This is a genomic window from Thermoanaerobacter ethanolicus JW 200 (assembly GCF_003722315.1).
GTDB classification, from domain to species: Bacteria; Bacillota; Thermoanaerobacteria; order Thermoanaerobacterales; family Thermoanaerobacteraceae; genus Thermoanaerobacter; species Thermoanaerobacter ethanolicus.
Window position 1 is genome coordinate 1658961 of record NZ_CP033580.1, and the last position, 21678, is coordinate 1680638.

General features: G+C 37.0%; 22 protein-coding genes, 1 pseudogene and 1 riboswitch. Of the genes and pseudogenes, 22 read left to right on the plus strand and 1 reads right to left on the minus strand.

The window, feature by feature from the left end:
• The first annotated feature begins 23 nt into the window (after nucleotides 1-23).
• The 18 genes from pduB (at nucleotide 24) to EB239_RS08305 (ending at nucleotide 14671) form a co-directional block, all read left to right on the plus strand.
• On the plus strand, nucleotides 24-821 hold the full coding sequence (gene pduB, locus EB239_RS08220; protein WP_003870136.1) for a propanediol utilization microcompartment protein PduB: 798 nt from the start codon (nucleotides 24-26) through the stop codon (nucleotides 819-821).
• 63 nt (nucleotides 822-884) lie between these two features.
• Nucleotides 885-2549, plus strand: coding sequence for a propanediol/glycerol family dehydratase large subunit (locus tag EB239_RS08225; protein ID WP_003870137.1), 1665 nt, complete (start codon nucleotides 885-887; stop codon nucleotides 2547-2549).
• Between the two features lie 33 nt (nucleotides 2550-2582).
• Nucleotides 2583-3272 carry a propanediol/glycerol family dehydratase medium subunit gene (locus EB239_RS08230; protein WP_003870138.1) on the plus strand — a complete coding sequence of 230 codons (690 nt, stop codon included), beginning with the start codon at nucleotides 2583-2585 and terminating at the stop codon, nucleotides 3270-3272.
• Nucleotides 3262-3786, plus strand: a complete 525-nt coding sequence (locus EB239_RS08235) for a diol dehydratase small subunit (RefSeq protein ID WP_003870139.1) — start codon at nucleotides 3262-3264, stop codon at nucleotides 3784-3786. The genes EB239_RS08230 and EB239_RS08235 overlap by 11 nt, the downstream gene beginning before the upstream one ends.
• Nucleotides 3787-3806: 20 nt before the next feature.
• Nucleotides 3807-5621 (plus strand): diol dehydratase reactivase subunit alpha, encoded by a 1815-nt coding sequence (locus tag EB239_RS08240; RefSeq protein WP_003870140.1) that lies wholly within the window; start codon nucleotides 3807-3809, stop codon nucleotides 5619-5621.
• Nucleotides 5618-5983: a glycerol dehydratase reactivase beta/small subunit family protein gene (locus tag EB239_RS08245; protein WP_003870141.1), complete on the plus strand. Its 366-nt coding sequence runs from the start codon at nucleotides 5618-5620 to the stop codon at nucleotides 5981-5983. The genes EB239_RS08240 and EB239_RS08245 overlap by 4 nt, the downstream gene beginning before the upstream one ends.
• Before the next feature lie 22 nt (nucleotides 5984-6005).
• A complete protein-coding gene (locus EB239_RS15260; RefSeq protein WP_003870142.1) occupies nucleotides 6006-6572 on the plus strand; it encodes a BMC domain-containing protein in 567 nt (188 codons plus the stop codon).
• Between the two features lie 4 nt (nucleotides 6573-6576).
• Nucleotides 6577-7236, plus strand: a complete 660-nt coding sequence (locus EB239_RS08255; RefSeq protein WP_003870143.1) for a phosphate propanoyltransferase — start codon at nucleotides 6577-6579, stop codon at nucleotides 7234-7236.
• Nucleotides 7237-7271: 35 nt separating this feature from the next.
• Nucleotides 7272-8108 (plus strand): ethanolamine utilization protein EutJ, encoded by an 837-nt coding sequence (gene eutJ / locus EB239_RS08260; RefSeq protein ID WP_003870144.1) that lies wholly within the window; start codon nucleotides 7272-7274, stop codon nucleotides 8106-8108.
• 6 nt (nucleotides 8109-8114) lie between these two features.
• Nucleotides 8115-8930 (plus strand): flavoprotein, encoded by an 816-nt coding sequence (locus tag EB239_RS08265; RefSeq protein WP_003870145.1) that lies wholly within the window; start codon nucleotides 8115-8117, stop codon nucleotides 8928-8930.
• A gap of 38 nt (nucleotides 8931-8968) precedes the next feature.
• Nucleotides 8969-9271 carry a EutN/CcmL family microcompartment protein gene (locus tag EB239_RS08270; protein ID WP_003870146.1) on the plus strand — a complete coding sequence of 101 codons (303 nt, stop codon included), beginning with the start codon at nucleotides 8969-8971 and terminating at the stop codon, nucleotides 9269-9271.
• Complete coding sequence (locus EB239_RS08275) at nucleotides 9268-10269, plus strand: cob(I)yrinic acid a,c-diamide adenosyltransferase (protein WP_003870147.1); 1002 nt, start codon at nucleotides 9268-9270, stop codon at nucleotides 10267-10269. Before EB239_RS08270 ends, EB239_RS08275 begins: the two co-directional genes overlap by 4 nt.
• 14 nt (nucleotides 10270-10283) lie before the next feature.
• Nucleotides 10284-11684 carry an aldehyde dehydrogenase family protein gene (locus EB239_RS08280; protein WP_003870148.1) on the plus strand — a complete coding sequence of 467 codons (1401 nt, stop codon included), beginning with the start codon at nucleotides 10284-10286 and terminating at the stop codon, nucleotides 11682-11684.
• A gap of 144 nt (nucleotides 11685-11828) precedes the next feature.
• Entirely contained in the window at nucleotides 11829-12632 is an 804-nt protein-coding gene (locus tag EB239_RS08285) for an MIP/aquaporin family protein (RefSeq protein ID WP_003870149.1), read from the plus strand.
• A 58-nt stretch (nucleotides 12633-12690) separates the two neighbouring features.
• Complete coding sequence (locus tag EB239_RS08290; RefSeq protein WP_003870150.1) at nucleotides 12691-13239, plus strand: BMC domain-containing protein; 549 nt, start codon at nucleotides 12691-12693, stop codon at nucleotides 13237-13239.
• A gap of 4 nt (nucleotides 13240-13243) precedes the next feature.
• The gene (gene eutS, locus EB239_RS08295) at nucleotides 13244-13585 is read left to right on the plus strand and encodes an ethanolamine utilization microcompartment protein EutS (RefSeq protein WP_003870151.1); all 342 of its coding nucleotides are present in this window, start codon (nucleotides 13244-13246) and stop codon (nucleotides 13583-13585) included.
• 12 nt (nucleotides 13586-13597) lie between these two features.
• Complete coding sequence (locus EB239_RS08300; RefSeq protein WP_003870152.1) at nucleotides 13598-14047, plus strand: EutP/PduV family microcompartment system protein; 450 nt, start codon at nucleotides 13598-13600, stop codon at nucleotides 14045-14047.
• Between the two features lie 15 nt (nucleotides 14048-14062).
• A complete protein-coding gene (locus EB239_RS08305; protein ID WP_003870153.1) occupies nucleotides 14063-14671 on the plus strand; it encodes an acetate and sugar kinases/Hsc70/actin family protein in 609 nt (202 codons plus the stop codon).
• A gap of 185 nt (nucleotides 14672-14856) precedes the next feature.
• Here EB239_RS08305 and EB239_RS08310 read toward each other — a convergent pair whose 3' ends face one another.
• Complete coding sequence (locus tag EB239_RS08310; protein WP_129545131.1) at nucleotides 14857-16134, minus strand: transposase; 1278 nt, start codon at nucleotides 16132-16134, stop codon at nucleotides 14857-14859.
• Between the two features lie 164 nt (nucleotides 16135-16298).
• Here EB239_RS08310 and EB239_RS08315 point away from each other — a divergent pair, with 164 nt between their 5' ends.
• The 4 genes and pseudogenes from EB239_RS08315 (at nucleotide 16299) to EB239_RS08335 (ending at nucleotide 21677) form a co-directional block, all read left to right on the plus strand.
• Nucleotides 16299-16934: an acetate/propionate family kinase gene (locus EB239_RS08315; RefSeq protein WP_318261360.1), complete on the plus strand. Its 636-nt coding sequence runs from the start codon at nucleotides 16299-16301 to the stop codon at nucleotides 16932-16934.
• 280 nt (nucleotides 16935-17214) lie between these two features.
• Nucleotides 17215-18384: an iron-containing alcohol dehydrogenase gene (locus EB239_RS08320; protein ID WP_003871583.1), complete on the plus strand. Its 1170-nt coding sequence runs from the start codon at nucleotides 17215-17217 to the stop codon at nucleotides 18382-18384.
• Nucleotides 18385-18510: 126 nt separating this feature from the next.
• Nucleotides 18511-18702: riboswitch (cobalamin riboswitch) on the plus strand.
• A gap of 508 nt (nucleotides 18703-19210) precedes the next feature.
• Nucleotides 19211-20622 (plus strand): annotated as a pseudogene (gene ltrA / locus EB239_RS08330) (group II intron reverse transcriptase/maturase).
• Nucleotides 20623-20729: 107 nt separating this feature from the next.
• Complete coding sequence (locus tag EB239_RS08335; RefSeq protein ID WP_003871450.1) at nucleotides 20730-21677, plus strand: ABC transporter substrate-binding protein; 948 nt, start codon at nucleotides 20730-20732, stop codon at nucleotides 21675-21677.
• The last annotated feature ends 1 nt before the right edge of the window (nucleotide 21678 follow it).

Consider the following 21678-nt stretch of genomic DNA (forward strand, 5'->3'; position numbering starts at 1 on the left):
AAGAAAGGAGGTACTAGGATAATATGGATGAACAAGTAATCAAAAAAGTAGTCGAAGATGTATTGAAAAAAGTAGGAATAGAGCAAAAAGAAGAAAATAAAGCAAATAGAGGAGAGCCAGTAATTACAAATCCAGGCTTGACTGAATTTGTAGGTACTGCACTAGGTGACACAATTGGATTGGTAATTGCAAATGTGGATGCTTCTTTGCATGAGAAAATGGGAATTGACCCAAAGTATCGTTCTATAGGAATAATTGGTGGTCGTACAGGAGCAGGACCACAAATAATGGCTGCGGATGAAGCAGTAAAAGCTACAAACACAGAAGTAGTTGCTATTGAATTGCCAAGGGATACGAAAGGTGGCGCTGGACATGGGAACCTTATCATCTTCGGTGCAGAAGAAGTCTCGGATGCAAGAAGAGCAGTAGAGGTTGCATTGAAAGAGCTGAGACGCACCTTTGGCGATGTATATGTAAACGAAGCTGGACATTTAGAATTCCAGTATACTGCAAGAGCAAGCTATGCATTGCAAAAAGCATTTGGAGCTCCGTTAGGAAAGGCATTTGGATTGATTGTGGGAGCACCAGCTGCAATTGGAGTATTATGCTGTGATACTGCTGTAAAGGCAGCAGAAGTAGAAGTTATTGGCTATGCTAGTCCAGCAAAAGGTACCAGTATGACAAATGAGGCGATATTATTTATTTCAGGAGATTCTGGAGCAGTGAGACAAGCTATTATTGCTGCAAGAGAAGTGGGATTGAAGCTTCTAAGTACACTTGGAGAGGCACCAAAATCTCTGAGTGGTGAACCTTATATTTAACTCATCCATATATCTAACTTCGCACGATAGCGAAACAAATTTGAAAGAAAAGAGGGAGTGAGAATGAGGTCTAAGCGATTTGAAGTATTAGCTAAAAGACCTGTGAATCAAGACGGTATTATAGCAGAATGGCCAGAAGTAGGCTTGATTGCTGTAAACAGCCCTAATGATCCTAAACCAAGCATTAAAATAGAAAATGGTAAAATTGTTGAAATGGATGGTAAAAAACGCGAAGAATTTGATATGATTGAGCAGTTTATCGCAGATTACGCAATCAACATAGAAATGGCTGAAAAGGCTATGGGGATGGATAGCCTAGAAATTGCAAGGATGTTGGTAGATATAAACGTTCCAAGAGAAGAAATAGTAAAGATTGTATCAGGCTTAACACCTGCAAAAGTAGTGGAAGTTGTCAACCACTTGAATGTTGTTGAGATTATGATGGCTATACAAAAGATGAGAGCAAGAAAGAGACCAGGTAACCAGGCACATGTTACAAATTTACGCGATAATCCAGTGCTTATTGCAGCAGATGCAGCAGAAGCAGCATTACGTGGATTTGATGAGCTAGAAACGACAGTAGGAATAACAAGATATGCACCTTTCAACGCCTTAGCACTACTAGTTGGTTCTCAAACAGGACGTGGTGGAGTGCTTACACAAGATGCGTTAGAGGAATCATTTGAGTTAACGATTGGTATGAGAGGCTTTACTTCCTATGCGGAAACCATTTCTGTGTATGGCACAGAGCAAGTATTCGTAGATGGCGATGATACTCCATGGTCAAAAGCATTTCTTGCTTCTGCATATGCTTCAAGAGGGTTGAAGATGAGATTCACTTCAGGAACAGGTTCTGAGTGTCAAATGGGATTCGCAGAAGGGAAATCAATGCTTTACCTTGAAGCACGCTGTGTGATGATAGCAAAAGGTGCAGGAGTTCAAGGATTACAAAATGGTTCTATAAGTTGCATTGGTGTTCCAGGTGCCGTACCAGGGGGCATTAGAGCTGTTGCTGCTGAGAACCTTATCACAATGATGGAGGATTTAGAAGTTGCATCTGGTAATGACCAGACATTCTCTCATTCTGATATCAGAAGAACGGCAAGAACATTATTGCTAATGTTGCCAGGTACCGACCTTATCTTCTCAGGATATAGTGCTGTACCAAACTATGATAATATGTTTGCAGGTTCTAATTTTGATGCAGAGGACTTTGACGATTATCTCATGTTGCAGAGAGATCTGATGGTAGAAGGTGGAGTAAGTCCTGTGACAGAAGATGAGGTTATTGCTGTAAGGAACAAGGCAGCAAGAGCTTTACAATCGGTATTCAAGAAGTTGAATCTGCCGCCTATTACAGATGAAGAAGTGGAAGCAGCAACATATGCGCATGGTTCAAAAGATATGCCTCCAAGAGATGTCAATGCAGATCTCAAAGCTGCAACAGAACTCATGGAGAAAGGGCTAACAGGTCTTGACGTTGTAAAGGCATTAGCGGAAAGTGGATTTACAGATGTAGCAGAAAATGTGTTGAACATGCTCAAACAGAGGATAGCAGGTGATTATTTGCAGACGTCAGCTGTTTTGGATAAAGACTTTAACATAGATTCGGCTGTAAATAATCCAAATGACTATAAAGGCCCTGGTACAGGCTTCAGGCTTTCAAAAGAGAGATGGGAGCGAATCAAGAATGTACCACAAGCGCTTAAGCCAGAAGATCTAGCCTGAAGAGTTTGATAAATAAAGGGGGATAGTGTAAGAATGGTTAAAACAGAATCATTGGTTGAGCAAATTGTAAAGGAAGTTTTGAAAAAGTTGGAAAATGTTGAAATTGCAGCTCCAGCGACACAATCATCAGATGATGCAAATCAAGAATGGGAAATGATAATTGAGGAGATAGGGGAAGCAAAACAAGGTGTAAATGTGGATGAGGTTGTAATAGGGGTTTCTCCTGGCTTTTATATAAAATTTAAGAAAAATATCATTGGTATACCACTGGGTAATATCCTTCGCGAAATAATATCAGGAATTACAGAACAAGGATTAAAAGCACGAATAGTAAGAGTGAAACACACAGCTGATGTTGGGTTCATTGCCCACACAGCTGCAAAACTTTCGGGGTCGGGAATTGGAATTGGTATTCAATCACGAGGTACGGTTGTTATTCATCAGAAAGACTTACAACCTTTGAACAACCTAGAACTTTTCCCACAATGTCCAGTTTTGACTCTAGAAACGTATAGAGCAATTGGAAGAAATGCTGCACTGTATGCCAAAGGCGAATCTCCTACACCAGTTCCTGTACAAAACGATCAAATGGCAAGGCCTAAATACCAGGCAATAGCTGCAGTAATGCATAATTTTGAAACCAAATATGTGCAAACTGGTGCTAAACCAGTAGAGTTAAAGGTGTCTTTTGCTAGAAAAGGGGGGAATAAGAGTGATAGATGAAAAGACCCTTGAAATAATAGTACGAGAAGTATTAACCAACTTGACAAGTGATAAAGGAACACAAAATCAGCAAAAAACGGCAAGCTCTTCTTTGCCAAAGTTAGATCCTAAGAGAGATTATCCACTTGCGAAAAATAAACCTGAATTAGCGAAAAGTATAACAGGCAAGACAATAAATGAAATAACACTTCAAGCTGTAAGAGAAGGCAAAGTATTACCAGATGATCTTAAGATTTCACCAGAAACCTTGTTAGCTCAAGCAGAAATAGCTGAAGCAGCAGGGAGAAAGCAACTAGCAAATAACTTTAGACGTGCAGCCGAGCTTACAAAAGTGCCTGACAAAAGAATTCTTGAAATTTACAATGCGCTGAGGCCTTATCGTTCTACTAAAGAAGAATTGTTAGCGATAGCTGATGAACTTGATAATGCATATGGGGCGAAGGTGTGTGCAGCCTTTGTAAGAGAAGCTGCGGAGGTGTATGAGAGACGTGGTAGGTTAAAAGGTATGGAATAACATGGGTGGAGGAGACAAATATGATCATTGCAGGTGTAGACATAGGGAATAGCACTACTGAGGTAGCGTTAGCAAAAGTGAACGGGGACGAAATAAGGTTTTTAGCGAGTGGTATTTCAAACACGACGGGTATTAAAGGAACGCCTCAAAATGTTGAAGGTGTTCGACATGCTTTAGAAGATGCTGTAAGAAAGGCCAATTTAACTATTAAAGATATAGATTTGCTGAGAATAAATGAAGCTACACCCGTTATTTCAGATATTGCGATGGAAGCTATTACTGAAACAATAATCACAGAATCTACAATGATAGGTCACAATCCCACAACTCCGGGAGGGGTGGGGCTGGGGATAGGTATTACTATCCCCATCTTTGAATTAGAAAAATGTAAACACGGGGAAGAAGTAATTGTAGTGATCCCTAAAAATGTTGATTATGAAGATGCTGCAAAGATTATAAATAATGCTTTTTCCAAAGGAGTAGAAGTAAAAGGAGCAATTGCACAAAAGGATGACGGAGTTTTAATTGCCACTAGACTTCAAAGAAGGATTCCAATTGTTGATGAAGTAAAACAAATAGAGAAAGTTCCAATAGGAATGTTAGCATGTGTGGAAGTGGCGGAACCTGGATACACAATTAAAACTCTTTCAAATCCCTATGGAATAGCATCGGTTTTTAATTTGACGGCAGAGGAAACCAAAAATATTGTACCGGTAGCAAGAGCTTTGATAGGTAACCGATCAGCAGTAGTTATAAGGACTCCAAAAGGAGAAGTTCAGGAAAGGAAAATACCGGCAGGAACCCTAATTATAAAGGGAAACAACAGAACCTTTACTGTAGACATTGAAGAAGGTGCAGAGGCAATCATGAGTGCAGTAGAAAGCACATGGCCACTTGTAGATGCGGAAGGGACTCCGGGTACTAACGTTGGAGGCTTAATTGCAAGGATAAAAGAAACCATGGCAGATGTGACAGGGCAAGACAGTTCTAATATTCAAATTCAAGATGTGCTTGCAGTAGATACCTTAGTGCGGCAAAAAGTAAAAGGCGGAATTGCAGAGGAATTTTCATCTGAAAATGCAGTGGCACTTGCTGCAATGGTAAAAAGTTCAAAATTACCAATGGAAAAGGTTGCTCAAAAAATAGAACAGGAAATTGGCATTGCTGTTGAAATAGCAGGAATTGAAGCAAATATGGCCATCATAGGTGCACTTACTACACCGGGTACAGAGTTGCCATTAGCAATACTTGATTTAGGAGGAGGTTCTACTGATGCGGCTTTAATGACTAAAAACGGGGAAGTGAAAAGCGTTCATATGGCAGGCGCAGGAGAAATGGTTAATATGTTAATAAAAACAGAACTAGGGATAGAAGATAAATATTTGGTAGAAGATATAAAGAAATATCCGGTATGTAGAGTAGAAAGCTTGTTTTCCATTCGTTTAGAAGATGGAACAGTAAGATTTTTCAAAGAACCATTAGATCCAAGAACATTTGCAAGAGTGTGCTTATTAAGAGAAGATGGGCTTTTACCATTACCACCAGAGTTGAACATGGAAAAGGTAATAAATGTCCGACGAAATGCAAAAAGAAAAGTTTTTGTTACTAACGCATTACGTGCTCTTTCAAAAGTAGCTCCTGCAGGTAATATTCGACTAATAGACTTTGTGGTAATGGTGGGAGGATCAGCATTAGATTTTGAAATCCCAGAAATGATTTCTGATACATTAGCAGGCTATGGTATTGTAGCGGGAAGGGGTAATATAAGAAATGTAGAAGGACCACGAAATGCGGTAGCAACAGGATTGGTTTTGTCGAGGTGTAAAAGGAAATGAGTAAGGATGAAATAAAAAAACCTGTAGTACTTATATATTGTGATACAATAGAAGGAACAAACATATATTTAAAGAAAATTTGCGAAGGTTTAGAAGAAGAAGGCGTACCCTTTCAAATCCAACAAGTAGAAAAGGTTGAAGATTCTGTAGAGGTTTTAGCACAAAACGCTTCAAGAAATTCTAACTTAGGAATTGGGATTGGGGTTTTGAAAAATGGAGATTGTGCATTGCTGCAGAGACGTTTACCACCCAACTTGCCTATTCAGACGCTGAGAGGAGAAAAGTACGATCCCAATTTGTATAGAAATATTGGTATAAATGCAGCTAGGTTAGCCAAAAATTTACCATTAGTTTTTGCGTAAGAAAGTGAGGTGGAGAGGTGGTATGAGTGAAGCCATAGGATTAATAGAAACAGTAGGGCTTGTTGCAGCAATTGAAGCCGCTGATGCAGCAGTTAAAGCAGCCAATGTAAAACTAATAGGTTACGAATTAGCTAGAGGTAGTGGTCTTACAACAGTAAAGATAAAAGGAGATGTCGGAGCTGTGAAAGCAGCAGTAGAAGCTGGCAAAGCAGCGGCTTTAAGGGTAGGCAAAGTTTATGCAGTTCATATAATACCTCGGCCTGATAAGCAGGTAGGATTTATTGTGGGAGAAGAAAAAAACCTTACTTTATTGATGCCAGTTATCGAGAAAGAGGAAAAAGAGAAAAACGATTCTGAGCCAAAGATAAAAGTAACAGAAGGAGAGACAATAGAGAAAAGAGAAATAGAACAGAAATTTGAGAAAGAGGATAAAAGTGAGGCTAAAGAAGAAACTGGAGAAGTAGAGGAAGAAGATGATAAGGAAGGAATGGCATATACGTGCAATCTCTGCAAAGATCCTGCATGTCCACGTAAAAAAGGTGAACCACGTACACTGTGCATTCATTACAACGAGCTAAAAATGAGGTGATATGATGGACTGCCTCAATATTGAAGAACTTACCCGGATTATAATAAAAGAAATTAGGGATTATGAAGAAAAAGAAGGAGTTAAAAGTAGAAGGAAAATAGAAGTACCAATAAATGTATCAGCAAGACATGTTCATTTAAGCGAAGAACACATGGAAGCTTTATTTGGCAAGGGTTATACTCTTACTCCCATAAGAGACTTAATGCAGCCTGGTGAATTTGCTGCAAAAGAAACGGTTATAATAGTAGGACCTAAGGGTATTTTGCCAAGCGTGAGAATTTTAGGGCCAGCACGGAAGAGAACACAGGTTGAAGTTTCCAAAACAGATTGTTATACATTGGGAATAGAAGCTCAGGTGCGAGATTCAGGGAATCATGAAGGTACTCCTGGATGTATCATTGTAGGGCCAATGGGTGCGGTTAAACTTGAAGAAGGTGTAATTGTTGCCATGAGACATGTTCATATGCCAAAAAATTTAGCAGAAAAGATAGGAATAAAAGATAAAAACTTGTTAAAGGTAGAAGTAGGTGAGGAAAGGAAATTGATATTTGAAAACGTCCTTGCACGAGTTTCAGAAAAATTCGTATTAGAAATGCACGTAGATACTGATGAAGCAAACGCAGCAGGAATTAAGAACCAAGCAAAAGGGTATATCTTACTATAAGGAGGAAAACTGATTTAAAAGGGAGCATTAAAGAGATGGATACAAAAGTTGTACCTAAAATATCTGAAAAGATATGTGAGAAATTTGCAAATATTATAAACAAAAAGCCTCAAAAAAAAGGTAAAGAATACAAGATAGGGGTTGATTTAGGAACAGCAAATGTAGTTGTAGCAGTGCTAAATGAGAATAATGAACCAGTTGCAGGGGCAATGAAGAGTGCCCAGGTTGTAAAAGATGGTGTAGTAGTAGATTTTGTGGGGGCAAAAGAGATAGTGAAGAGAATGGTAGATTTCCTGAATGAAGAGTTAGAAGGGAAACTTAGAGTTGCGGCATGTGCTATTCCTCCTGGGACAGGGGAAGGAGTGTCAAAAGCAACAAAATATGTCGTAGAAGAAGCTGGTTTAGAAGTAATAAAGGTGGTAGATGAACCAACCGCAGCTGCAAAACTGCTAGAAATTATGGATGGTATAGTGGTGGATATAGGAGGAGGCACAACAGGAATTTCTGTATTGAAGGATGGGAAGGTCGTATATGTTGCAGATGAGCCTACGGGAGGTACGCATTTTACACTTGTACTTGCGGGACATTTCAACATCAGTTTTGAAGAGGCAGAGAAAATAAAACTAGATGTCCAAAGGCAGAAATTGCTGACTCCTATTTTAAAACCATGCATGGAGAAAGTAGCTGAAATTATAAAAAGGCATACTTTTTCTTTTGACAATATAGATACTATTTATCTAGTAGGAGGAGCAAGTGCATTGCATGGTTTGAAAGAAGTAGTAGAAAATACGACAAGGAAAAAAGTGATAGTCCCTCAGTATCCTATTTTTATAACTCCATTAGGCATAGCTCTTTCCTGTGAAAAGGGGTGAATTTAAATGAGTGATATTTCAATTGAAATGATAAAAAGAATAGTAGAGGAAGTTGTAAAAAAGTTTCTTTCAAAAAAAATTCTTGTAGTTTTTACTGGTGGAAAAGTAAATTTTGATATATCGCTAGACGAGCTGAAAAAAATAAAAGAAAACAGTATGGTAGAATATACTCTTGTATTTTCTAGGGCAGCGTCGCAAATTTTTAACAAAAAAATGATCTCTGACCAGCTTGAGAGTGTGGAGGTTATTGAAGAAGGTGAAGCTATAAACGCAAGAGAATGTGTTCAAAAACATAACATGGTCATTTTTGCAACCTTGACAAGAAATACTGCTTCAAAAATATCCCATCTTATTTTAGATACCCTTCCAACTCAAATTGCAATTAATTGTGTATTATCAGACGTTCCAATAGTGGCAGTAAGGGATGCTGCAGATCTAAACGTAGAGACGTGGAGAGAGTTAGGTTTTTCGAATTTCCCACCTGCTTTAAAAAATTCTTACGACAAGATTTTCAAAGACATTGAAAGCTATGGGATAGAACTTTGTAATTCATTTGAGCTGGCAAAAAAAGTACTAGGTTATCTTAATAGTAATAGCTTTTCAATTGCAGAAAAAATAAATAAAGAAGAAAAAAGCAAAAGGGAAAATTCTTACTATAATGGAGCGAAAAATATCAGATTAGAAAAGAAAATAATAACTCGAGAAGATATAATAGGGTTAAAAGGGAAGATAGATACAATTGAGATAGCAAAAGACTCAATAATAACACCGTTGGCAATGGACTTTATCCGTGACAACCAATTAAAAGTTATAAAAACATAATCTAAAAAGTAAGTAAAAAGTAAGGCGGTGTGGGTAAAGTGCAATTAGCAAAGGTAGTAGGAAATGTAGTTGCAACAAAAAAGAATGACTTTTTAATAGGGACAAAATTATTAATAGTACAGCCTATGAAGTTTATTAACAAAGCAGATGAAAAAGAAGAAAGTAAAAATGGTGAACTATTAGTAGCAGTAGATACAGTAGGTGCTGGAATTGGGGAGACAGTTTTGATTGTAAGAGGAAGTACTGCAACGAGAGTTGCAGCGAATGAAAGTGTTCCTATAGATGCGGCTATAGTGGGAATTGTAGATAATATTGAAATAGAAGAGGCGAGCTTGAAATGAGGATATATACCAGAGTGGGGGATAAGGGAGAAACATCTCTAATTGGAGGCAGGAAGGTAGAAAAGTGTGACCAACGAGTTGAAACCTATGGGACAGTTGATGAGGCTATAAGTGCAATCTCGCTGGCAAGGTCGTGTGTAAAAAGCGAACAAGTAAGGGGCTATTTGCAAAAAATAGAAGAAGACTTGTTTATTCTTAACAGTGAACTGGCAACATTAGAGCCTGAAAAACTAGAAGTACGGCTTACTCAAGAAGAAGTTAAATGGGTGGAAAAGAAAATAGATGAAATTACTGAAAATATTAAATTGCCTAGGGATTTTATTTTACCTGGACCTTATTTGTCTTCCTCGTCTTTACATCTTGCGAGAACAGTTGTAAGAAGGGCAGAAAGGGAAGCTGTAAAACTTAAGAGGAGCCAAAATATAAGAGAAGAAATTTTAATGTATCTCAACAGATTATCTGATTTTCTATACTGTTGTGCCTTATTTGAAGAAACAGAAGAAATTATTAAACAGGCAGTAACTGAAATTTCAAAAAGTGTAAAAGAAAAGGTGAGCAATGAAATGAAAGAGGAAAAGATTCTATTTAAGATTGTGAAAGACATTATTCAGAAAGCTCAGGAAAAAGCAGAAGAAATAAGAAAACCTATGTGTATTGCAGTAGTAGATGAATATGGTTATTTAATAGCATTTGAGCGTATGGAAGGTGCCCTGCTAGGAAGTATTGAACTTGCTATTAACAAGGCAAAAACAGCAGTTTTGTTAAAGATGGAAACTTCTGAGCTGCATGAATTAGCTCAACCAAGTGGTGAATTATATGGGATAAATAATGCTAGTAGTTTAAATTTTGTAACATTTGGTGGCGGGATACCATTAAGGTGGGGAGGACGGTTAATAGGCGGGATAGGAGTTAGTGGAGGAAGTGTGGAGGAAGATATTGCTGTAGCAACTTCTTGTGTAAAAGAAATGGAGCACATTTTAGAAATTTTATATAAGTGAGGAGGTCTTGCAAAATGATTGATGAAAATTTGGTAGTTACTATTACAAAAAAAATATTAAATGAAATAAATTTAAAAGAAGCAGAAGAAAAAAAGGAAAAGGATAATCCGGATCTTGGGATTTTTAATGATGTTAACGAAGCAGTAGAATGTGCAAAAGAAGCACAGAAGAAATTTGCACTTATGGACTTGGAAAAAAGGGAAGAAATAATAGCGGCAATAAGAGAAGCGTGTGTAAACAATGCCCGACTATTAGCTGAGATAGCATGTAGTGAAACTGGGAGAGGTAGAGTAGAAGATAAGGTAGCGAAGAATATATTAGCTGCTAAGAAAACGCCTGGTACAGAAGACTTAAAACCAACAGCATGGACGGGGGATAGAGGGCTAACCTTAGTTGAAATGGCGCCAGTAGGAGTTATAGCATCTATAACTCCAGTGACTAATCCAACAGCTACCATTATTAACAATACAATTAGTATGCTTGCAGCTGGGAATGCAGTTGTGTTCAATCCTCATCCAAGTGCTAAAAAGACTTCAAACAAGGCAGTGGAAATAATAAATGAAGCAATTTTAAAAGTAGGGGCACCAAACGGATTAGTTTGCAGTATAAATAACCCCACAATACAGACGGCACAAAAATTAATGGAGCATCCTGAAGTAAATATGGTAGTTGTAACAGGAGGAAAAGCAGTCGTTCAGACAGCTTTGCGATGTGGTAAAAAGGTGATTGGCGCGGGAGCAGGTAATCCACCAGTAGTAGTTGATGAAACTGCAGATATAGTAAAGGCAGCACATGATATTGCATGTGGTGCAAGCTTTGACAACAATTTACCATGTATTGCGGAAAAGGAGATAATCGCTGTTGAGAGAATCGCTGATACGTTGCTTGAAAGAATGAAAAGAGAAGGTGCATATGTATTACACGGTAAAGATATTGACAGAATGACAGAACTAATATTCCAAGGAGGGGCTATAAATAAAGATTTAATAGGAAGAGATGCTCATTTTATCCTATCGCAGATAGGTATCGAAACAGGTAAGGACATAAGATTAGTAGTAATGCCAGTTGATGTTTCACATCCCCTTGTATACCACGAACAGCTCATGCCAGTAATCCCTTTTGTAACAGTACCTACTGTAGAAGAAGCTATAAATCTTGCTGTAAAAGCAGAAGGTGGTAATAGACATACTGCAATGATGCATTCAAAGAATGTAGAAAACATGACTGCATTTGCAAGAGCTATCCAAACTACCATCTTTGTTAAAAATGCTCCTTCATATGCGGGGATAGGGTTTGGAGGAGAAGGATATACAACATTTACCATTGCAGGACCTACGGGTGAGGGTTTGACTTCAGCAAGAACATTTACCAGACAAAGAAGATGTGTGTTAGTTGATGCTTTTAGGATAGTTTAAAGTATAGGCGAAAAATTGAGAGGGGGGAGAAAAACGGTCTCATCTTCCAACTGGTTAAGAAACTTGCAGATAAGATTGTAAAAATGATTATTTAATTCTAAAAACAACAAAAAATAAATTATCGTAGGGAGGGAGAAATAATTTATGAAAAGAGAAAATTTAAAAGGGGAGGTTTTATCAGAATTTTTAGGAACCTTGTTGTTGATTATGCTAGGTTGTGGAGTTGTGGCTAATGTTCTTTTTGCACCACGGCTAAATGGTTTTGGAATTTTCAAAACAGGTGCAGGTTACGATTGGAATGTGATAGCTTTTGGGTGGGCAATGGCAGTGACGATAGCAGTATACGTAGCAGGAGGCGTAACTGGTGCACATCTTAATCCAGCAGTAACATTAGCAGCAGTAGTAAGGAGGGGCTTTCCGCTAGGAAAAGCGATAGCATATATGATAGTTCAAGTAGCAGGAGCATTCTGCGGTGCTGGTTTAGCATATGTAATATATAGAGGCAATTTTATAAAAGATGGATATATGAATATATTCTATACAGGAGCTGCTAACGACAGCTATACACTTGCTAATTCGTTCTTAGTCGAGATGATAGCTACTGCAGTCCTGGTATTAGGAATATATGCAGTAACTGATGTACAGTATAATATAGGTATGGCAGCAAACCTTTGGCCAGTAGGAGTAGGCTTTATAATACTGATGATAGGATTATGTTTAGGTGGGCCAACTGGTTATGCGATTAATCCAGCCCGTGATTTTGGTCCAAGAGTATTTGCAGCATTAATAGGAGACAAGGCAGCATTTTCTGGAGCTTATTGGCTACTTGTTCCAATAATAGGACCATTAGTAGGTGGTGTATTGGGAGCAATTATTTATGATTACTGCATAGCTCCAAATCTGCCGAAGAAAAGAGAAGAATTAGCGGAAAAAGAAAGTGTAAATTAGAAAAAACCCAAATTTACATTTGATGGAAGATGAGACCGTTTTAAAAGGAGGATTTTTTATGCGGGCGATTGGATTGTTAGAGTTTAAAGAAATAACGAGAGGAGTATACGCAGCTGACGTGATGCTAAAAGCTACTCCTGTAGAATTACTATTAATTGATAATATATGTCCTGGAAAGCTGATTGTGTTGATTGAGGGAGAGGTAAGCGCGGTAAAAAATGCAATATCTAGAGGTAAAGAAGTGTTTAGTGAAGGAGTAATAGAAGAAGTTGTTTTAACAAATCCTCATCCGTCTTTAAGTACGGTATTCCCACGAAAAAAGCAATCAAAAAAGTTGAACTATAATTCAATAGGAATTATTGAAACATTGTCAGTTTCTTCGGCTATAAAAGCTGCAGATAAGGCAGCAAAAGGAGCAAACGTTGAGATAATTGATATTAAAATAGCAAGATTTTTAGGAGGAAAAGCTATAGTTGTTTTAGGTGGTGAAATAAGTGCAGTTAAAGTAGCAATAGATGCAGGAATAAGTGCTGTGCAAAAGGGAAAATTGGTTTCCTCAACTGTTGTTGCTAATATTAACGAAAAGTTATTAGAAATGTGGGTGTAAATAAATGATGGAAGAAAAACAGAGAATCATTCAGGAGTATGTTCCTGGCAAACAGATTACACTTGCTCATATAATTGCAAGCCCTCAAATAGAGTTGTGCGAAAAACTAGGAATAGAGAAAAAAGAAGCGATTGGAATTATGACAATTACTCCAGCGGAAGGTGCAATAATTGCAGCCGATATTGCTCTGAAAACTTCCACAGTAAAGATAGGTTTTTTAGACCGTTTTAGTGGTTCTTTGGTAATTATAGGTAATATTTCAGCAGTGGATGAAGCAATTCATCGAATAATGAATACTCTTGTGAGAGTTTTGAACTTTTCTCCGTGCCCTATAACAAAAAGTTAAAGGTAGAGAGTAATGAGTAAGAAAATAGTATTTGTAGGACCAGTAGGTGCAGGCAAATCTACATTGATAGCAAATCTTAGAAAAAGCGAAAATCATGTTTTAAAGACACAAACTATAACTTATATGGGAGAATTTGTAGATATTCCCGGTGAATATATAGAGATACGAAAATTCAATTATGCAGTTATAAATGAAATCTTAAGTGCCAAAGCAGTGGTTATTGTTCAGGATGCGACAAGCAGTAAAATGGCAGTACCACCTGGTTTTTGCAGTACATTTGAAGGCAAAAAAATCTTTGGAGTAGTAAATAAAATAGATATAAAAGGAGCTAATCCTTTAAAGGGAAAAAAGCTATTACTTGAAAGCGGAGTTAAAATGGAAAATATTATTTTCGTTTCAGCAATAACGGGTGAAGGGATGAAGAAACTGGAAGAAACAATTAACAAAATATTGAAGGAATGAATGGAGGAAGCTTTGATGAAGATATTGGTCCTTAACTGTGGAAGTTCATCTGTAAAATACCAACTAATTGAAACAGATAATGAGTTGGCATTAGCAAAAGGAATTATTGATAGAATAGGTTTGAATGACTCAACGGTAAAATATAGTTCATTAAATGGAGAATGTGCAACTACTGAGCAGATCCAAAATCATGAAGAAGCGATTCAAAAAGTTTTGCAACTTATTACAGATCAATCAATAGGAGTATTAGGCAGCTTGGATGAAATTGATGCTATTGGCCATCGCATTGCTCATGGAGGAGAATACTTTACAAAACCCACCCTTATTGATGAAACATCGAAAAGATTACTTAAAAAGTGCATAGATTTAGCCCCATTGCATAACCCTGCTAATATAAGGGGGATAGAAGCCTGTGAACACAAGATACCTGGCAAACCCAATATAGGAGTTTTTGATACCGCATTTCATCAAACTATCCCAGAATATGCATATTTATACCCTTTACCGTATGAACTGTATGAAAAACACAAGATAAGAAGATATGGATTTCATGGAACTTCGCATAAGTATGTAGCATTAAAAGCTGCAGAATACTTGAATAAAAGTAGGGATGTGCAAAATTAATTAAAATAATCACGAACAAAAACCAAAATATGTATGACATACAATATATAGTAATCAACACTGACAATCAAACATAAAGGAAGTGGTAAGGGAAAAGAAAAGGCAAAAAGAGGAGCTAAAAAAGGGCATAAATATCCTGTAGAAGTCAAATGTTAAAAAATGGCATGAACTAAATTCAGCAAAAGTTAAGCCGATTGCATCAGAGCACTAAGAGACTTAAACTCATCAAATTTACCCAGTTTAATAGCTACAATAGCGACAGTAAGCAAAGTAATATGGCCAAAAGTATTAAGGTTGCTGACAGAATTAATATTTCTAACATAAGCCTTTTCAAAATCTAGAGCTTTAAATCGAGAATTATATCTTTCTGATTCTACTCTTAGTCTATAGACAGCCTTAAAATATAGGGAGTCTCTATTAATAGAAGACCTATAATCAGAAGATATAATAGCATACTTAGTACAGCCTCTATGCTTTTTGCCATTAAAATATTTAGGATGCTTTATAGGGCAGGCAGAGTCATCTTTAGAATTACAGAACTTGCAAACAAATTTTTGCTTAATAAAACCATCAAAATACTGCTTGCCGTCTTTGAGCATTTTAATACCTGCTTCACAAACCATATAACCATCATCAGTCAGTGGGGGACTTTTAGAATTACGCTTGTTAAGAGGAATAAAACAATGACCATGGAGAGTATCTCTAACAAAATTATAAACTCTCTTAACATCATACCCCTTATCGGCAATAAAATTAACATACTTAAGGTTAAACCACTTATTAGTCTTTTCAAGTAAAGACAAAGCAACTTCAAAATCGGGGACATCAGCGGGAGTAGTAGTTTCAGCGATAGGTAATCCAGAGATAGCATCAACAATAATATGATTTTTATAGCCCCAATAAAACTTATAACGTTTATTAGAAGAATCATTAGAAGCAGAATAAACGCCTAATTTACAATCCTTATCAGACTTAGGCTGATTATCTTTAGAGAATTTATTTTTAGAAAAAGACTTAGGGTTATTTAACTTAGTGTTAGCTTTAATAGGGGTAGAGTCCATGGAAATAAACTCACCAGAGATAATGCCCATATTTTTGAGGATATTGACTTGATTTTGAAAGATAGAGGTCAAATAATCATGAGAGAACTCATTAATAAAACGGCGGAAAGTCCAATAAGAAGGAAGAGGTTTAAGGATGTTAAAGCCACAAAGATGAGCAATGATAAGATTATTGCGGAGATAATCTAAAAGGTCAGAAATTGTACCGAATCTTTCAGCTTTCATAACAATAAAAGCTCTAAACATTGCATGATGAGAATAACCCTTACGGCCAGGACTAGAGGAAGGGAATTCAGGTATTGAAGACAAGTCTAGATTTTTAAACATAGAAGAATAGAAATCAATTTTAGACAGAGAAGTAAAGAGTTCAGGTATATTTAAAAGCAATTGAAGCTGGTACATGTAGGATTTCCCCCTCCTTAAAAAATATTTTCATGCGGTATATATAATAATTCGACAAATGGGAGGGGAAATCCTACATAAAAGATAAAAAATTCAAGAGTGATAGGAAAAAAGTATGTCTGTAGAATGGCTTAAATTAAGGCTTCTGAATTTTGCACAAGTCTATGAATAAAAGAGTAGAAGAGTTGAATTTGATAACCTGTCATTTAGGAAATGGAGCAAGTATCTGTGCTATAAAAAAAGTGAAGTCTTCAGATACGAGTATGGGTTTTACACCTTTAGAAGGTTTAATGATGGGAACACGGAGCGGCTCAATTGATCCTGCAATTATTATATATCTTATGCAAAAGGGAAATATGAGTGTTGAAAAGGTGAATGAGATTTTAAATAAAAAGTCTGGGTTGTTGGGGATTTCAGGGGTAAGCAATGATCTAAAAGATATATTGAAGGCAGCAAACAACGGAAATCAACGAGCTCAAATTGCTATAGAAATGTTTTGCTATAGAGTAAGAAAATATATTGGTGGATACATGACAACTCTAGATGGAGTGAATGCTATTGTCTTTACGGGAGGAATTGGAGAAAATAGCCCAGAAGTAAGAGAAAGAACTATAATTGGGTTAGAATGGATTGGTATAGAATATGATAAAGAAAAGAATTATAGCCATAAAAAATGCGATCAAATTGTAGAAATAACAAAACCAAATTCGAAAATTAAGGTGCTTGTAATTCCTACAAATGAAGAACTCATGATTGCTAAGGAAACTGCGGAAGTAATTAGCTTTTTTGATAACAAATAATCTTTGTTCTTCCTGTATTTATAGTGGATTTAGTGGATTGTAAAACCAAAAAAACAACACAAGAAATTAAAAATACAAAAAGTCAAAGACCAAAAGTAAAAACTTTGCATACCGGCTTATTAGCATTTTTGAGAACATAGTCATCTTTAAACTAAGTATGTTGACTGACTTGTTTACAAAAATTACAGTTATAAACTAGGAGAGTATTCTTATTTATTGATTGAGGAAGGATTGTATTTTCTATAAACTTTAAAAAAGTTTTTGATATGAGGTGATAAATGTGAAAATATTTAAATTCCATATGCCCCCTATAAATTTAATAGGTGTGGGATGTTTAAAAGATGTGGGAAGGGAGATCAAAAAATTAGGTTTTAAAAAAGGAATTATTGTTACAGATAAAGTACTTGTCAGAGCTGGGCTTGTGAATAATGTAATTAGTGTTTTAGAAGAAGAAGGAATAGAATATGTTGTCTTTGATGAAACAAAACCCAACCCTACAATTAAAAATGTAACAAATGGACTTAAGCTTTTGATAGAGAATAAGTGTGATTTTATTATTTCGTGCGGCGGAGGATCAGCTCATGACTGCGCAAAAGGGATAGGCCTCATTGCTAAAGAGAAGAATTTCATTGATGAGGTAGAGCGTCTAGACAAAGTAAAGTGTAGTGGTTGGAATAGTGCATTATTACTGCCCCTAGTTGCTATAAATACCACGGCTGGAACAGGTAGTGAAGTTACTAAATTTGCTATAATTACAGATGAAGAAAAACGTATTAAAATGCCAATTGTGGATTGGCGCATTACACCTCTAATAGCAGTAAATGATCCTCTCTTGATGATAGGTATGCCAAAATCTCTAACAGCTGCAAGTGGCATGGATGCACTAACTCACGCTATTGAAGCTTACATTTCGATTGATGCAAATCCATTTACAGATGCACTTGCTTTGAAAGCTATTGAAATTATATTCAACTACCTTAAAAGAGCGGTAGAAAATGGAAATGATATTGAAGCAAGAGAAAAGATGGCATATGCAGAGTTCTTGGCGGGGATTGCTTTTAATAACGCAGGTTTAGGTTATGTCCATGCTATGGCTCATCAATTAGGAGGATTTTACGATCTTCCTCATGGTGTATGTAATGCCGTATTATTACCTCATGTTTTGGAATATAATCTTGAGGCAGTTCAAAATAAACTTATATATATAGCGAAAGCGATGGGTATAGATGTAGATAAATTAACAACAAAAGAAATAGGAGGCAAAATTATTGAAAGCATAAACCAGCTCTCTCAAGAGATTGGTATACCATCGAGGTTAAAAGAACTGGGGGTAAAAGAAGAAGACATTAAAGAGTTATCGCAAAATGCATTAAAAGATGTATGTGGTTTTACAAATCCTAAAAAGGCAACATTAGAAGATATTATTAATATTTTCAAGTCTGCAATGTAAAAACTAGCATAAAATTTTTAGCGGGAATAAGTTAATTAAATTTTACCTTGCTTCTAAATGCCACAACGCATAGAGTTATAAATAGATTTATAAATAATGAGTAATTAAATATATAGGAGTACAAGTGAATACAAAAAATCTTATGGTCTTGAGAAGTTAAAAGGGAAAGCGGTGAAAATCCCGCGCAGCCCCCGCTACTGTGAGCGAGGATGAAGCCCTAATAAGCCACTGCTTGGCGTTCAAGAGATGTGCCGGGTGGGAAGGCAGGGTGGAAGATGAATCGCGAGCCAGGAGACCTGCCATAAGATTTCGGAAGTTCGCCTTCGGAGGGAAGGTGGAATGGAATTTTTATGCTTAATTTTGGCAAAAAAGGTCTACCTCCGTGGGGTAGACCTTTTTTTGATACGTGCGCCCGGCATGGGCGATAGCTAGGCGGTGAAAGTCCGCTGTGGGCTTGGTAGTGGGAACCACTAGCCAAGAGCAAGGGTGTCCATCGTGAGGTGGAATCTGAAGGAAGCTTAAGGCAAAATCTCGGTCTGATGAACAAGAACCAGATAAGAGGCTGAATTGGGGTGGATGAGTTTGCGTAACAAAACGAAGTCCAACACTACCCGAATCCCATACAGTAAATCTGGCAGATATATGAGATGAAAGTTATCGTTCTTACCCGGGGAGGTCTCAAGGATAAGTCATGGAAGTAAAATCTGAAGTGACAACCCATGCAGTGATGTATGGCTGAACCTTGAGAAGTCAGCAGAGGTCATAGTACTTATCTAGACATGAATAGATAAGGAAGGACCGAACGTTAGGAGGTTTTGGAAATCTTATGGACTCGAAAGATATGCAGAGACTGCAGACAACTCAACCAAGAGGCTATCCGTTGAATAGAGAAATGGAATTTCAAAAGACAACGGAAGTGCATAGTATATCATCGGCGTCGGAAGATGGAAGAAACGAAGTACAAAGATATACCAGCAAGATGCTTGAAATGATAGTAGAACGAAGGAACATGGAAGCAGCATACAAGCGCGTTGTTGCAAATAAAGGAAGCCATGGAGTCGATGGGATGGAAGTAGATGAACTTCTACCGTATCTCAAAGAAAACTGGGCAACCATAAAACAACAACTGCTGGAGGGGAAATACAAACCACAACCAGTGCGAAGAGTAGAAATTCCCAAACCAGATGGAGGAGTAAGACTACTAGGAATACCTACAGTACTAGACAGACTAATACAACAAGCAATAGCCCAAATACTAAATAAAGTCTACAACCATACATTTTCAGATAGCAGTTATGGATTCAGACCAGGACGCAGTGCAAAAGACGCAATAAAAGCCGCAGAAGCATACATAAATGAAGGATACACATGGGTTGTAGATATGGACTTAGAAAAGTTCTTTGACAGAGTAAACCACGACATAATAATGTCCAAACTAGAAAAGCGGATAGGAGATAAAAGGGTACTAAAGTTAATACGAAGATACCTAGAATCAGGAGTAATGATAAACGGAATCAAAGTATCAACAGAAGAAGGGACACCCCAAGGAGGGCCATTAAGTCCCCTATTAGCAAACATAATGTTGGACGAACTAGACAAAGAACTTGAGAAACGAGGGCATAAATTCTGCCGATATGCAGATGACTGCAACATATATGTAAAAAGCAGGTCTGCAGGAAACAGAGTAATGAAGAGCATAAAGAAATTCATAGAAAGCAAATTAAAACTAAAAGTCAACGAAGCAAAAGTGCTGTAGATAGACCATGGAGAAGAAAATTTCTTGGATTTTCATTCTATACAAAAGAAAACGAAGTAAGAATAAGAATCCATGAAAAATCCATCAAAAGGTTTAAGGGAAAAGTAAGAGAAATAACCAATCGGAACAAGGGAATAAGCATGGAAAACAGAATAAAAAGACTAAATCAAATAACAACAGGATGGGTCAACTATTTTGGATTAGCAGACGCGAAAAGCATAATGAAAACCCTTGACGAATGGATAAGGCGAAGACTAAGGGCATGTATATGGAAACAATGGAAGAAGATAAAAACGAAGCATGATAACTTAGTAAAACTAGGAGTAGAAGAACAAAAAGCCTGGGAATACGCCAATACAAGGAAAGGCTACTGGAGAATATCCAATAGCCCAATCCTAAATAAGACTCTTACAAATAAATACTTTGAAAGCATAGGTTATAAGAGTTTATCCCAAAGATATCTAATTGTACACAATTCCTAATGAACCGCCGTATACCGAACGGTACGTACGGTGGTGTGAGAGGACGCTGAATAAAATAATTATTCAGCTCCTACTCGATTTGAAAAATTTAAATTAGGAGGGTACTTATGAGAAAATTTAAAGGTTTACTTGCTTTATTGGTAGTCTTTGCTTTAATGTTTTCACTGGCTGCTTGTTCAACAAACAATGCTACAAAGCCACAAGATACATCTCAAACAGCAACTGAAATTGTAAAAAGACAGTTTCCTTTAAAAGTTACAGACTTTTTAGGAAGAGAAGTAACTATAGAGAAAGAACCCCAAAGGATAGTTTCTCTTGCGCCTTCTACAACAGAGCTTATATATGCTTTAGGAGCAGGAAATAAAGTAGTGGGTGTTACAGACTTTGACAATTATCCACCTGAGGTCAAGGATGTACCCAAAGTGGGGGGGTTTAAAGGGCCAAATGTAGAAGCGATTACTGCTCAAAAGCCTGATATAATATTTGCTTCCACTCTTTCCGGTAAAGAGCAAATGGAATCTTTAGAAAAAATGGGTATACCCGTCGTGATGCTAGAGGCTAAAGACATTGACCAGATATACCAATCTATAAAAATAATAGGCCAAATAACAGGTACTGAGAAAAAAGGTGAAGAAATAATCAAAGAAATGCAGGACAAAATAAAAGAAATAAACGACAAAGTCAAAAACCTTCCGAAAGTCAGCGTATTTTATCTTGTCTCTCTTGACGGAAACTGGACATCTGGAAAAGGGACTTTTATTGATGAGCTCATAAACCTTGCAGGTGGCAAAAATGTTGCAGAGGATGTAAATGGTTGGGCGCAGTACAGCGTAGAAGAATTAGTCAAGAAAAATCCTGATGTGATAATAACATCTCCTCATGCAGGGGATGTAAAAGACATCAAAAATATGGCAGGATACAAAGATACAAACGCTGTTAAAAATGACAAAGTATTTGTGATAAGCAATGACGACATAATATCAAGAGCTTCTAATAGAATTGTTTTAGGACTTGAAGAAATCGCAAAATTCTTACATCCGGAGGCATTTAAGTAAA

Excerpts from the sequence above, each read along its gene's own strand:
- EB239_RS08315 (WP_318261360.1), top strand. The coding sequence starts at position 16,299 with ATGAATAAAAGAGTAGAAGAGTTGAATTTGATAACCTGTCATTTAGGA.
- EB239_RS15260 (WP_003870142.1), top strand. The coding sequence starts at position 6,006 with ATGAGTGAAGCCATAGGATTAATAGAAACAGTAGGGCTTGTTGCAGCA.
- EB239_RS08230 (WP_003870138.1), top strand. The coding sequence starts at position 2,583 with ATGGTTAAAACAGAATCATTGGTTGAGCAAATTGTAAAGGAAGTTTTG.
- EB239_RS08245 (WP_003870141.1), top strand. The coding sequence starts at position 5,618 with ATGAGTAAGGATGAAATAAAAAAACCTGTAGTACTTATATATTGTGAT.
- eutJ (WP_003870144.1), top strand. The coding sequence starts at position 7,272 with ATGGATACAAAAGTTGTACCTAAAATATCTGAAAAGATATGTGAGAAA.
- EB239_RS08275 (WP_003870147.1), top strand. The coding sequence starts at position 9,268 with ATGAGGATATATACCAGAGTGGGGGATAAGGGAGAAACATCTCTAATT.
- EB239_RS08280 (WP_003870148.1), top strand. The coding sequence starts at position 10,284 with ATGATTGATGAAAATTTGGTAGTTACTATTACAAAAAAAATATTAAAT.
- EB239_RS08285 (WP_003870149.1), top strand. The coding sequence starts at position 11,829 with ATGAAAAGAGAAAATTTAAAAGGGGAGGTTTTATCAGAATTTTTAGGA.
- pduB (WP_003870136.1), top strand. The coding sequence starts at position 24 with ATGGATGAACAAGTAATCAAAAAAGTAGTCGAAGATGTATTGAAAAAA.
- EB239_RS08305 (WP_003870153.1), top strand. The coding sequence starts at position 14,063 with ATGAAGATATTGGTCCTTAACTGTGGAAGTTCATCTGTAAAATACCAA.
- eutS (WP_003870151.1), top strand. The coding sequence starts at position 13,244 with ATGATGGAAGAAAAACAGAGAATCATTCAGGAGTATGTTCCTGGCAAA.
- EB239_RS08240 (WP_003870140.1), top strand. The coding sequence starts at position 3,807 with ATGATCATTGCAGGTGTAGACATAGGGAATAGCACTACTGAGGTAGCG.
- EB239_RS08225 (WP_003870137.1), top strand. The coding sequence starts at position 885 with ATGAGGTCTAAGCGATTTGAAGTATTAGCTAAAAGACCTGTGAATCAA.
- EB239_RS08335 (WP_003871450.1), top strand. The coding sequence starts at position 20,730 with ATGAGAAAATTTAAAGGTTTACTTGCTTTATTGGTAGTCTTTGCTTTA.
- EB239_RS08255 (WP_003870143.1), top strand. The coding sequence starts at position 6,577 with ATGGACTGCCTCAATATTGAAGAACTTACCCGGATTATAATAAAAGAA.
- EB239_RS08300 (WP_003870152.1), top strand. The coding sequence starts at position 13,598 with ATGAGTAAGAAAATAGTATTTGTAGGACCAGTAGGTGCAGGCAAATCT.
- EB239_RS08310 (WP_129545131.1), bottom strand. The coding sequence starts at position 16,134 with ATGTACCAGCTTCAATTGCTTTTAAATATACCTGAACTCTTTACTTCT.
- EB239_RS08265 (WP_003870145.1), top strand. The coding sequence starts at position 8,115 with ATGAGTGATATTTCAATTGAAATGATAAAAAGAATAGTAGAGGAAGTT.
- EB239_RS08290 (WP_003870150.1), top strand. The coding sequence starts at position 12,691 with ATGCGGGCGATTGGATTGTTAGAGTTTAAAGAAATAACGAGAGGAGTA.